General features: G+C 65.1%; 9 protein-coding genes. 2 read left to right on the forward strand and 7 right to left on the reverse strand.

Features of this window, described 5'->3' with window-relative positions; genetic code table 11:
• Positions 1 to 17: 17 nt before the first annotated feature.
• From QA649_RS24100 to QA649_RS24115, 4 genes are all read right to left on the reverse strand, one after another.
• On the reverse strand, positions 18 to 833 hold the full coding sequence (locus QA649_RS24100) for a hypothetical protein (RefSeq protein WP_283019378.1): 816 nt from the start codon (positions 831 to 833) through the stop codon (positions 18 to 20).
• Positions 834 to 1,023: 190 nt separating this feature from the next.
• A complete protein-coding gene (locus tag QA649_RS24105; protein ID WP_283019379.1) occupies positions 1,024 to 2,073 on the reverse strand; it encodes a hypothetical protein in 1,050 nt (349 codons plus the stop codon).
• Between the two features lie 132 nt (positions 2,074 to 2,205).
• Entirely contained in the window at positions 2,206 to 3,495 is a 1,290-nt protein-coding gene (fsrB, locus tag QA649_RS24110) for a siderophore utilization protein FsrB (RefSeq protein ID WP_283019380.1), read from the reverse strand.
• Between the two features lie 58 nt (positions 3,496 to 3,553).
• Positions 3,554 to 5,545, reverse strand: coding sequence for a TonB-dependent siderophore receptor (locus QA649_RS24115; protein ID WP_283026086.1), 1,992 nt, complete (start codon positions 5,543 to 5,545; stop codon positions 3,554 to 3,556).
• 677 nt (positions 5,546 to 6,222) lie between these two features.
• Here QA649_RS24115 and QA649_RS24120 point away from each other — a divergent pair.
• Positions 6,223 to 6,780, forward strand: a complete 558-nt coding sequence (locus QA649_RS24120) for a helix-turn-helix transcriptional regulator (protein ID WP_283019381.1) — start codon at positions 6,223 to 6,225, stop codon at positions 6,778 to 6,780.
• Between the two features lie 11 nt (positions 6,781 to 6,791).
• On the opposite strand, the gene QA649_RS24125 is transcribed toward QA649_RS24120, so the two are convergent.
• Positions 6,792 to 8,780, reverse strand: a complete 1,989-nt coding sequence (locus tag QA649_RS24125) for a primary-amine oxidase (RefSeq protein WP_283019382.1) — start codon at positions 8,778 to 8,780, stop codon at positions 6,792 to 6,794.
• Positions 8,781 to 8,795: 15 nt separating this feature from the next.
• The gene (locus tag QA649_RS24130; RefSeq protein WP_283019383.1) at positions 8,796 to 9,986 is read right to left on the reverse strand and encodes a serine hydrolase; all 1,191 of its coding nucleotides are present in this window, start codon (positions 9,984 to 9,986) and stop codon (positions 8,796 to 8,798) included.
• A gap of 176 nt (positions 9,987 to 10,162) precedes the next feature.
• Between QA649_RS24130 and QA649_RS24135 the strand changes: the two genes are divergently transcribed.
• A complete protein-coding gene (locus tag QA649_RS24135; RefSeq protein WP_283019384.1) occupies positions 10,163 to 11,155 on the forward strand; it encodes a helix-turn-helix domain-containing protein in 993 nt (330 codons plus the stop codon).
• A 13-nt stretch (positions 11,156 to 11,168) separates the two neighbouring features.
• Here QA649_RS24135 and QA649_RS24140 read toward each other — a convergent pair whose 3' ends face one another.
• Positions 11,169 to 11,942, reverse strand: a complete 774-nt coding sequence (locus QA649_RS24140) for a MetQ/NlpA family ABC transporter substrate-binding protein (RefSeq protein ID WP_283019385.1) — start codon at positions 11,940 to 11,942, stop codon at positions 11,169 to 11,171.
• Positions 11,943 to 11,955: the final 13 nt, after the last annotated feature.

The raw sequence follows: 11,955 nt of genomic DNA on the forward strand, positions 1-11,955 counted from the left end.
CAAGGCGGCCGTTCGCCTCAGCGCAGCGGCAGCAGGTCGAGCTGGCTCTGCGCCGTCTGCACCGCTGCTCCGAACCAGCTCTGGCTCGGCGCTTCCTTGGCGAAACACTTCGTATAGGCGTCCATAGCCTGGTCCTCTTTGGCCATGGCGTCCTGCGGGGTCTTCCTGGCCATCATCTGCTTCCAGACCTTCTCGCAGGTCGGGATCTCAGCCGTCTTCGCGGCATCGGTTGCGGAGAGGAAGAAGACCTTGTCGCCCTTGATCGCGACCACACCGATTTCGCGCGGCGGGCCCTTCAAATCGCCGTTGCCGCGCACGCCCAGCACGGCGACCGCGGCGCTCGCGGAGGCGGGCTTGGTGACCGGCAACTCCGCATATTTGGCGAAGGCGGCGTCCTGGATCGCCTGATAGTAGAAGCGGTCCGACTTGATCGCCGCGCCGATCTCCTGCGGCATGCCGTCGGCGCGGTGCTCGCTCAGCCAGTGCTTGAGCAATCCTGTGGTGGTCACCACGGCCTGCATCTTGTCGCCCTCGGAGGCGAAGCCGAGGCCGTCGAGATGGCCGAAGCCTGAATCGCCCTTGAACAGGGTATCGACGTTCGACTTGCCGTCGGCCGGGAGGCCCTTGATCGTGACCGGGCCTACCAGGCCGCGCAGGACGCGCGTCAACTCCTCGAGCGCCGCGTCATGCTGCTTGAAGGTCTCGTCGTTCTCCTTGGCCTTGGAGAACTTCGCGATGTAGCGGTCGCGCAGGTCGAGATAATTCTGCTCGGGCGCGGCCGCCCGCGCGGGTATGGCCAGGACGAGCAGGCAGAGCAAGGCGAGCGATCTCATGCGATGTCCGAAAGGCTGGAAGCAATCTCCAGTCTTGGTGCCGGTGCCCCGCGTGAAGGTTCACCGGCAGGCAAGGACCTGCACAGGCCAGGACTTGCACAGCCAGGACTTGCACAGCCAAGACTTGCACAGGCCAAGACTTGCGGCCCGCCGCCCGTCTCCCCCTGCTCCGCAGGCGTCTACGTGGCGCCTATGCGCGCTTCTTGCTTTTCCTGGCGCGGGTCTTGGCTGTCTTCCTGCCCGCCTTCTTCACAGCCGCGGCTGTCTTGCGCGACTTGGCAGGCGACTTCTTCTTTGCGGAGGTCTTTTTCGCGGGCTTCCTGGCGACCGCGACCTTCCTGCGCGGCGCGGCCTTCTTCGCCGTCCTGGTCCGTCCGGCTTTCCGTGGCTTGGTCCGCCGCGCGCGCGGTGCGGGCGGGGCCGCCGACGATACCGCCATGTCGGCCTCTGCCTGCTCCGCACGGACGCCCGCGAGCGTCGTCTGGAGGGCCGCGTCCCAGGCCGCGAGGTCGAAATGCTGGGGGTCGTCGTGGTCGCCCACGCCCAGATCCAGCACGCAGTGGTAGACCGGGACCATCCATTCGCCGCGCCTGACGCCGGCGATGACATATTGCAGCGCGAGCCTGGCATATTGGGCGGGCGTGAATCCGGGGTCGGGCGACTGGAAATCCTGGGTGCCGGGGCCCATGCGCGGCTGCACCAGTTCGTGATGCAGGAACAGTCCCCTGAAGCGGGTACTTGGCTTTTCGAACTGGGTCGCGCGCCAAGGCGTGCCGTAGGTCCGGTCCGTCCGTGTCTCGCCGAGGCGCGTGATGTAGATGTGGGTTTTGCCGTCAGGCAGACCCGAAAGCTTGTTGCCGGACCAGGCGGCCGTGTTGATGAAATCCGGGTCGAAGTCTTGTCCGGCCCCAAGTTTGAAGCTGGTGTCGTGGATGACGAAATAACGCGCAAGCGGTGCGTTCGGGTCGTCGGAATTGGCGTGGCAGATGCGATCCGTCACCGAGCCGCCCACGGTGCTTTCGGCAATCCCCTGCGTCTGCAGGAATGATCGCAACTGCGCCTTGGTCACCCCCAGCGCTGCGGGACTGGCGAGCAGGCCGGACAGCACCGGCGGCAGATCGGCTGGCGGCTCGGCCACGATGCCGTGGGGCTTGACGGTGCGAAGCAGGCACCGGGCCTGATCCAGCGGCGATCCCTCGAATGACAACTGAGCGGAGTTGAAGTGACAAGGCGTGGTCATTGGACGCTCCCGGCGAATGATCACCCGCGCTGCCTGGCAGCGCGTTCACCCTTGCAACCTTACGGAAAGCCGCGCCGCGTCACAACTTTTATTTGAACGCATTGGTGGGCCCGGACAGACTTGCCCGGCGCCCTACTCTGCGGGCGTGAGCTGCCGGTTGAGGCGCAGCGCAGCGGTCTCGCGCACGCGGACACGGGCGCGGCGCTTGCGCCACCAGATCACGACCCCGGTGACCGAGAGCGCGGCCACGACGAGGCCCATGACCGAGATCAGGATGCGGCCGGGCAGTCCGACGATGCGGCCTGAATGCAGCGGAAACTGCGCCTGCACGAAGATGTCGGCGGCGGTGCCGACCCAGGGCAGCCGCTCGCCGATCGGACGGCCGTCCTCGCTGTCGTAATAGAGCTGCGCCGGGCCGACACCGCCGGCGCCGTGATCGTCGCCGGGTTGAAAGAAGGCGGCGGCGTAGACGCCATGGGCCGGGCCATAGCTGAGCGCGCCGACCGGGGTGGTCCAGCCACGCGCCTTACCGTCGGCGGCCGCGCGGGCGGCGATCTCGGCGAACGTCATCCTGGGCTCGATCGGGTTATCGAGATCGCGATAGGGCCGCTGCTCATAAGGTGTCGGCGTGTAGTTCGACACCATCTTCATCAGCGGCGAGAACACCTCGAAATAGAGGTTCAGCGAGAATGCCGTGAAGGCGATGATGAACAAGACGCCCCAGGTCCACAGGCTGAAGGCGCGGTGGATGTCGAAATTGATCCGGTAGGCGCTGCCGGAGGTCTTGATGGTCCAGGCCGGCGCCCAGCGCGCCCAGAAGCCGCGGTCGAGCTGTCGCGTGACCTCGGGCGCCCGCGCCGCCTTGGCGCGTCGCCGCGAGGGCAGCGTCAGATAGAAACCGACGAAGCAGTCGATGGTCCAGATGATGGCGATCACGCCGAGCACGCGCATGCCCCAGCGGTCGCTGCCCCAGAATTCCGGGATGTGCATGGTGTAGTGCAGCTTGTACAGGAACGAGACGAAGTTCTCTCGCGTGACCGGCCACACCGCGCCCCAATAGCGGCGTCCGAGCTCCACGCCGGTGTTGGGATCGAGGAAGACCTGGTTGTAGTCGAGCGGATAGCGCTTGCCGGTCGTGGGATCGATCCGCGGCATGATGAAGAACCACAGCGAGTGGCCCTCCTCCGGCGTCATGAAGAGATACACGACGCGCGCACGAGGATCGCGCTGCTCGATCATCTTGGCGAGCTCGATCGAAGGGATGGCCGGGCCCTTGGTCGAGACATCGAACAGATGGCTGTTCAGGACATCGTCGATCTCATGGTCCCAGGAGATGATCGCGCCCGTGATGCCGGAGAAGAACAGGAATCCGGCCGTGAGCAATCCCGCCCAGCGATGTAGTTTGCCGAATATTGCTCTCATCGTCTTCTCTCATCCAGCAGGTCCGGCTCCCCATTGCCGGACCATCTTCAGTTCGAACTCACCAGCGGTACGTCAGCTTGCCGATCGCCTTACGTCCCTCCGCGTAGAAACAGCCCGACAGGTTGTAGCAGGCGGCGACGTAGCGGGTGTCGGCGAGGTTGGTGACATTCAGCGACAGGCGCCAATTGTCCCTGGTGTAGGCAAGCAGCGCATCCAGCACGGTCGAGGCTCCCACCTTGAACGTGTTGGCGTCATCGCCCCAGGTCGCGCCGACATAACGAATGCCGCCGCCGAACTGCAGGCCCGCCAGCACCCCGTTCTGGAGCGTATAATCGCTCCACAGCGAGGCGCGATTGAGCGGCACGGTGACCGGCGCCTTGCCGACATTGACCGGATCCTGCGTCACCATGGCATCGACATAGGCATAGGCCGCACGCAGGTTCCAGCCGTCGGCGAGCGACATCGTGCCTTCGAGCTCGATGCCGCGCGATTTCACCTGCCCGGTTTGTTCGGCATAGGTCGCTGCAGGCACGTAGGTGACGACGTTGTCGCGCGTCAGGTCGAAGGCAGCGAAGGTGAACAGCGCGTTCCAGCCGAGTGGCTGGTACTTGACGCCCACTTCGTATTGGACGCCCGTCTCGGGATTGAGCATCTGTCCGCCAAAACCTGTCGCCAGCACCGGCAGGAACGATTCCGAATAGCTGAAGTAAGGCGCGATGCCGTTGTCGAAATTGTACATCACCGCGGCGCGGCCGGTGAAGGCCGAGGCATCCTTTGAGACCGACGTGTTGGCGATTCCGTTGTCGACCTGCGTCGTCACGAAATCCTGGCGGCCACCAAGTTGGAACGACAGCCGGCCGAGCTTGATCTGGTCCTGCGCATAGAGGCCGACCTGCGACTGCTTGACGCCGGTCTTGTCGCTGGCCACGGCGTCCACAGCGTAGTCGTAGCTGTACACCGGGTTGAAGACGTTGACCGTGGGCGCCGACGTCGTGACGCCAAAGGCGGTGTCGCGGAACGTGGTGTTGCGATAGTCGACCCCGACCAGCGTGGTGTGGCTCAGGATTCCGGTCGTGAACTTGCCCTGGAGCTGGTTATCCACCGCAAAGGAGTTGATGTAGGAGTTGCTGTAGCTGCCATAGCGCGCGAGCTGCCCCGCCGCCTCGTCGGTATAGCCGCCGCCGTAAAACACCTTCTCCTCATTGTGCTGGTAGGCGTAGCGCAGATTCTGGCGGAACGTGATGTTGTCGGTGAAATCGTGCGAGAGCTGGTAGCCGGCGGTCGCGATCTCGGTGTTGAAGGCGTCGAAGCTCGGCACGCCCGCGAAGAACGAGACCGGAATGGTGCGGCCGTTGTTCGGCCAGACCGTGCCGGAGGCCGGCAGGAACTGGAGTCCCCACCCTGCCCGATCCCTCTGATAGTTGGCGAGCACGGTGAGGGTCGTGTCCTCGTTCGGCTTGAAGGTGACGGCGGGCGCGATGAAGACGCGGTTGTCCTTGCTGAAGTCGACCTGGGTCTCGCCGTCGCGCACGACGCCGGTCAGGCGCCACAGCACGGTGCCTTCCTTGTTGGCCGGGCCGCCCATGTCGAACTGGCCTTGATATCGGTTGAAGCTGCCGCCGGAGATCGAGACCTCGCCGAGCTGCTGCGCCGTCGGCAGTTTTGTCACGTAGTTGAGCAGGCCGCCGGTGCCGCTGCCGCCATACATCGCGGAAGACGGTCCTTTGAGAATCTCGAGGCGTTCGGCACCGTAGGGATCGAGCCCGTTGAAATGCACGTAGTTGCTGGAGGGGATTCGCAGGCCGTCGATGTAGAGGCCCGGCATGGTCATGTCGAAGCCGCGGATCTGGAGACCGCCGAAGCGGGTGTCCGAGCCGCCATTGACGTCGCCGCTGACGCCGGCCGTGTAGCGCAGCGCCTCGCCGATCGAGACCGCGCCCTGATTCCTGATCTGGTCGGTGGTGACGACGGAGATCGATTGGGGGGTCTCGATCAGCGGCGTGTCGGTCTTGGTGGCGGTGCTGCTGCGCGTGGCGACGAAGCCGCGCACAGGTCCGCCGGCGCGTTCGCCCGTCGCGCCATTCGACGCCGACTGGGCCGGCGCGGCCTGCAGCGCAGGAGCACGACGATTGGCGCGGAAGGTGCGCGTCGATGCCGATCGTCGCGAGGCCGCGGTCGCCGCAGGACGTGCGCGCTGGGCCGGCGCGTCAACGGTGACCGAGGGAATTTGCGTCTGCGCCTGCACCTGCACGGGACCAAGGGAAAGGAGGAGAGCCGCTGAGCTGACGGCTCCGAAGAAGAGCACCTGAAGCTGTCGATGGCGCGTTCGAAAACGCGCAGGAAGTTGGAAGTCAGTCACGTCTTAGCAGCCCCACGCACTGCCGGCTTCGCCGGTATCGTTTTTGATGCCCCGCCCTAACGCAGGCGATTTCGGAGCGCGATAGGAACCGGGTTAGAACTTCTCCAGACCTGTGCGCAGCATGTGCGGCGAATGCGCTCAGGCGCAGAGAGAGCGGATTTGGAATCCTTCTAGGCGACTGTGGTCGACGCGACGAAGCGCGAGCACCAATGACATCGCAAGCGGCGCGGAGAACGAATCCTTTACCATGGCCTCGGCGCTCGATTGAGCCTGAGGAACCGTGGGGGTAGAATCTGTTGCGGGATATTTCATTTGCATTGCAGACCGTGCCGCAACGTTCTGTGCCGGCGCATCCGGGGGCGACGTCCATGAGCGAATTGCGCGCTGCGATCAGGCAATCGACCGCGAGGACGGGGCTCGTCGAGTTTGACGGCGCCAGGGGCGCCGTCAGCATCCCCTGCACGATCGCGGACGTCTCAGGCACCGGAGCAAGGCTGAAGCTCGACTGGTCGCTGGCGTTGCCCAAACAGGCCACGCTGACCTTTGCCGATGGCTTGCGAAAGACCTGTCGTGTGGCCTGGCAGAAGCGGCGGCTGCTCGGTGTCGCCTTCGCGGACGGCGTTGCGAGCCTCGACGAGCAGGCTCTGATGATGACCGAGGAAGAGCAGGCGTTGCACCGGCGGCATATCGGCGCGCAAGTCCGCAGCGCACGCGAGGCGCGTGGCTACACCGAGGGCCAGATGGCGAGCCTCATTGGTATCTCACCCCAAGATGTGTCGCGGGCCGAGCGCGGTGAGATCAGCATCCCGCTCCACCAGCTCACGCACATTGCCGATCTGCTGCTTGTCGACCTCGACAGCCTGGTCGCAGGCCCGGCGTCGATCGCTCTGCCTCCCGTCGGCGACGCCGAACTGGCGGCCGGCTGACTACCGCGCCGCTAGTCCTTGTCGCAGCACGAGGCGGCGCCCTTCCCATCGCCCGCGAGCACGCTGCGGCTGTTGCGCTCCGGCGGGATGTCGAAGGCCGCATTGGCGGCGAAGAAGCCGGTCGGCTTCAGCATGAAGCCGGCATATTCGACCGGCATGATCGGAAAATCCTCGGGCTTGCAGACATGGGTGTGGCCGAAGGAGTGCCACACCACGATGTCGGCATTCTCGATGTTGCGGTTCTGCGCGGCGTAGCGCGGCAGGCCGTCGCCGCCGGCATGGACGTTGGGATAGTCGCCGCTGGCGTATTTTTCCTCTGGGTCGAACGCCGTCACCCAGACGTGCTTGGTGGCAAAGCCGCCACGCTTGCGCACATAGCTGCCCTCCTGCGCCAGCATCAGCGGGCTCGGATTGACGACGAGCTTGTAGGCCGGCGCATTGCCGACCGAATTGGTCTCGTTGGGATTGCTGATCTTCCAGAACCGGCCGGTCTCGCCATTGGCGACCGCCGCGGCGTCGCGCTCGCGCGACAGCACGCGCGTCGTGGTGTCGAACACGTTGCCATGGGGATTGTCGCGGCCCCAGGGGCGCGGCACGAAGTCGTGCTCCGTCACGGTGTTGCCGCCGCCATCGAGGTCCATGTGCAGGCGCACGTTGAAGAAGTGCTGGTGCGTGGGACCGCCGAGATTGTCGTCGACCATGCCGCCCCATCTGTACGTTTCGCCTGATGGCACGGCCGCGGTCTGGATGATGCCGGTGAGTTTTGTCTCGAGCTGGATCGTGCCGTCCTGGTAGAGGTACCAGTAGAAGCCGTAGTCGTAATTGCCGACGGTCGCGAAGAACGAGATCACGAGCCGCCGGGACCGGCGCACCTCGAACAGGCCATTGCGGAATTCGTAGTGTTTCCAGGCAATTCCGTAGTCTTCTTCATGCATGCAGATAGCGTTCTGCATGACGAAGGGCTCGCCCTTGCTGTCGGCGGCGGGCACGTCGAAATAATGGATGTTGCCGAGGCAGTCGCAGCCGAGCTCGAGCGCGTTGGCGAGCATGCCGAGCCCGTATTCGCCGGCATCGAACGCCGACTTCCAGAAATGGTTCGCGGTCGGATCGGCATAAGGCACCACCATCTCGGTGACGCTGGCGCGATGGATCAGCGAGCGCTTGCGCGCGCCGTCCTGATAGGCGAGCTGATGCAGCACCAGGCCCTCGCGCGGGGTGAAGCCGACGCGAAAGCTCCATTTCTGCCAGTCGACCTTCCAGCCCTCGACGCGAAAGCTCGCACCCTCCGGCTGCTCGATATGCAGCGGCTTGATGTCGGTGCGCGGGTTTTGGACTTCATGCGCGCCGTAATTCCGCTTCTTGCGCGGGATCGGCACGATCGGGTCCTCGTCGGTGAGATCGATCACCTTGCCACCGATCAGGTCGACCACGGCCACCACACCCTCGATCGGATGGGCGTAGCCGTTGTCCTGCAGGTGCTCGCGAAAATAGCTGACGGCCCGCACGATGCGGGCGCCGCGCTCGAACTCCTTGTCGAAGAAGCCCGACGAGAACGGATCGACCTGGACCAGCTCGATGTCCTTGTCGCTGAGCCCGCGCCGGACCATCGCCGCGCGCCATCTGGCGTCGGCCTTCACCACGGCCTCACACTTGAAGAACTCTTCCAGCATCACCGGAGGCTGCCCGTAGGGCGCCTCGCGGTTCGGGATGATTTTTCGTGCGACGATCTCGCCACGACTGAGATCGACGATGTGTTCGATCGCCTCGCCCGTGGCCACGTCCAGCGTCAGCACGAAAGCGCGGCGCCCTGCCCCGCCTGCTGCCAGCTCCTGCTTGGTCGGCTCTTCCAGCCGTACCGTCGGGAAGCGGCAGTTCTCCGGTGAGGTCGCGGCGGCACGCACCAGGATACAGGCTGCGGTGATCTCTACAGCCGTCAGCGGATCGAGCGGATGCGGCGCAGCAGCCTGCGCTTGCGGTTTGGCTTTGACGGTATCGAGCATAGGCATGTCCAAAAGTCAGGCGAGATGCGCGGTGATGGCGCTGAAGGCGGCAAACCAGCGCTGATCGATCGGCACGTCCATCGCCTTGGGCTGCGTCGCGAGCTTGACGATGACGGTATCGGAGTCGAGATCGACATAGAGGTGCTGGCCGTGAATGCCGATCGCGGTGAGCGCGTTGCGTGACGGATCGATCGTGAACCATTTGCTGCGGTAGCGCGCGCCTGGGAAGAACTCGGCGAGGTCGCCGTCGGCCCAGGCCTTGGGATCGCCGTTCTCGCGGATGTCGTCGATCCACCAGCCGGGCACCACCTGCCGCCCCTCGACCACGCCGCGGCAGCGGATCATCTCGCCGAAGCGGATGAGGTCGCGTGCGGTGACGGAGATGCCGCCGGCGATGCGGCCCATGCCGTGGCTGTCGAGCGTGAGGGAGCCGTCCTCCTCCGCGCCCAAGGGCTGCCAGAGATATTCGGAGAGGATGCGATGGTATGGCATGCCGCAGGCGCGCTCATAGACCCAGCCGAGCACTTCGGTATTGGTCGAGACGTAGTGGAACACCTTGCCGTGCGGCTTGCCGGTGCCGCGCAGCGTCGTGAGATAGGCGCGCTGATGACTGGGATCGACGCCCGGAGGCGGCACATCCCAGCCCGAGGAGAAGCGATAGCGCGCGACGTCGCCAGCGGGATCCTCGTAATCCTCCTCGAACTCGATGGCGACGGCCATGTCGAGCAGGTTGCGGACGGTGCAGCCGGCATAGACCGAGGTTTCCAGCTCCGGCACGTAGCGCAGCACCCTCGCGTCCGGATCGACCAGGCCCCTCGCGGCCAGAATGCCGCCGAGCGTGCCGGCGATCGCCTTGCTTATGGAGCAGATCAGATGCGGCGTGGTCGCGCCCATGCCGTCGCCGTACCATTCGTGGATCAGGGTGCCCCGGTGCATCACGAGCAGCGTATCGGCGAAGGTCTCGCGCAATGTCGCTTCAATCGTGGTCGGCTTGCCGTCCGGCGCGGTGAAGCCGAGCTTTTGCAGCTCGCGCGGTGCGCTTGGCATCGGTGACGGATGCGTGGAGCGGCGGACCTCGGCCGTCGGCAGCACTTCCCGGGTGTGGGTGAAGCCCCAGCGGATCGCGGGAAAGCTGCGCCAGTTGGCGCGGGTCACCAGGGCCTCGGGTGCGGGCGGGCTGCCGCGCATGATATCGGTCGGTCGCATCTCGATCTCTCCGCGAAGCATAATCCCGACTGCGATGTCGGAACGGGAAGCCTGCACCGCGGCGCAGTCAGGCGTTATCGAAATCCCGCAATATTTTGCTGGACAGCGGCGCGGGGCATGCCAGTCTTGACGCAGTTATTGCCCAATTCTTGGCTGGCAAATTCCGTCGTACCGTCATGGCCTTAAGCGCAACTCCTCCGATTCAGGACTCGGCTGCCTGCCTGCTCCAGGCCAGCAGCACGGATGTCGACGAGCATTGCGCCGCGCTCGGCCGTTGGCACCTGAGCTACGACCAGATCAGCGCCGGCGCCTTCCGGGGCAGCTTCACCCAGCTCTCCTTGCCCCGCGTCGAAGTGTTTCGCGAGATCACGAGCCAGCAGGTTCGCCAATACGGTCAGCTTGGCGCGGACAGTTTTGGCATCGGCCTGCCCTGGGACGGTGACGGCGAGGTCAATTGCAACGGCGCGAGCGTGGCTGGGGCCCAGGTGATCGCCTGCATCGACGCCGAGGTCGATATGTGCACGCCGAAGGCGTTCGAGCTACGCGGCGTCGTCGCCAGCGCAGCGCTGATCGAGGAGCTTGCCGCCCGCCTCGACATCGCGCTGCCGCGCGCCGTCTGGAATCAGTTGCGGGTGATCGAGATGGCGGAGGCGCCGGTGGCGCGGCTGCGCGCGCATCTCGCCGCCATTCACGAGACCATCACGACAGCTCCCGCGCAATTCGACGACCCCGCGGCACGGCAGGCGCTGGAGGAAGCCCTCCTCGTCGAGATCATGGACATGTTGCCGACGGCGCGGCCGACCGATCCCGGCCGCAGCTCAGCGGCGCGCCGGCGCACAGTCGACCGCGCCCGCGAGCTGATGCATAGCAGCGCCGATCGCTCCCTCTCATTGCTTGAGGTCTGCAAGGCTGTCGGCGCCAGCCCGCGCAAGCTCGGCTATTGCTTTCAGGAGGTCTTGGGCACGAGCCCGATGCACTATTGGCGCGCGATGCGGCTGAACCGCGTGCGGCGCGATCTGAAACGCGCCGGCGGCGCCGCCGAGACGTCCATCTACGACATCGCCGTGCAGCACGGCTTCTGGCACTTCAGCCAGTTCTCGCTGGACTACAAGCGCCACTTCTCCGAAAAGCCCTCGGAGACGCTCCGGCGCGCCAGGCTGGCGGCCTGACGCGCGTTCGGCCTTACCAGGTCGGCAGATACGTGCCTTTGAAACGCGTCTCCAGAAACGCCTTCACGGGTTCGGAGTGATAGACCTCGATCAGCTGCTTCACCCAGGGCTTGTCCTTGTCCTCCTCGCGCACGGCGAGGATGTTGACCCAGGGTCCGTCAGGGTTTTCGCGCGCGATCGCGTCGGTCGCGGGATTGAGGCCGGCCTGCACCGCGTAATTGTTGTTGATCGAGACGACGTCGACGTCCTGGAGCGCGCGCGGAAGCTGGGCGGCATCGAGCTCGACGAAGCGGAGCTTCTTCGGGTTGTCGGTGATGTCGGCGATGGTCGAAGAGACGTTGTTCGGGTCCTTCAGCTTGATCACGCCATGCAGCGCCAGGATCATCAGGCCGCGCGCGCCGTTGGAGGGATCGTTGGCGATCGCGACGCGCGCTCCTTCCGGCAGATCGGCAAGCTTCTTGTATTTCTGCGAATAGACGCCCTGCGGCGAGCCGATCGTGTTAGCGACCTTGATGATCTTCCAGCCGGTCTTGGAGATCTGGTTCTTCAGGTAGGGCTCATGCTGGAACGAGTTGGCTTCCAGGTCCTTCAGCGCCAGCGCCTGGTTCGGGATCACGTAGTCGGTGAACTCGACCACCTTGATGTCGAGGCCGCGCTCGGCGCCGACCTTCTTCACGACATCAAGGATCTCGGCATGGGGACCGGCGGTGACGCCGACGCGGATGGTTTCGGCATGTGCCGAGGTCGCAAGCAAGGCTGCAGCCGCAAGGGTTGCGAGAAAACGCATTGATGTCTCCAGT

This window comes from Bradyrhizobium sp. CB1717, from assembly GCF_029714325.1.
Lineage (GTDB): Bacteria > Pseudomonadota > Alphaproteobacteria > Rhizobiales > Xanthobacteraceae > Bradyrhizobium.

What these genes read in the sequence shown, in the direction of transcription:
- QA649_RS24100 (WP_283019378.1), bottom strand. Translation starts at nt 833, where the DNA reads ATGAGATCGCTCGCCTTGCTCTGCCTGCTCGTCCTGGCCATACCCGCG.
- QA649_RS24105 (WP_283019379.1), bottom strand. Translation starts at nt 2,073, where the DNA reads ATGACCACGCCTTGTCACTTCAACTCCGCTCAGTTGTCATTCGAGGGA.
- fsrB (WP_283019380.1), bottom strand. Translation starts at nt 3,495, where the DNA reads ATGAGAGCAATATTCGGCAAACTACATCGCTGGGCGGGATTGCTCACG.
- QA649_RS24120 (WP_283019381.1), top strand. Translation starts at nt 6,223, where the DNA reads ATGAGCGAATTGCGCGCTGCGATCAGGCAATCGACCGCGAGGACGGGG.
- QA649_RS24125 (WP_283019382.1), bottom strand. Translation starts at nt 8,780, where the DNA reads ATGCTCGATACCGTCAAAGCCAAACCGCAAGCGCAGGCTGCTGCGCCG.
- QA649_RS24130 (WP_283019383.1), bottom strand. Translation starts at nt 9,986, where the DNA reads ATGCGACCGACCGATATCATGCGCGGCAGCCCGCCCGCACCCGAGGCC.
- QA649_RS24135 (WP_283019384.1), top strand. Translation starts at nt 10,163, where the DNA reads ATGGCCTTAAGCGCAACTCCTCCGATTCAGGACTCGGCTGCCTGCCTG.
- QA649_RS24140 (WP_283019385.1), bottom strand. Translation starts at nt 11,942, where the DNA reads ATGCGTTTTCTCGCAACCCTTGCGGCTGCAGCCTTGCTTGCGACCTCG.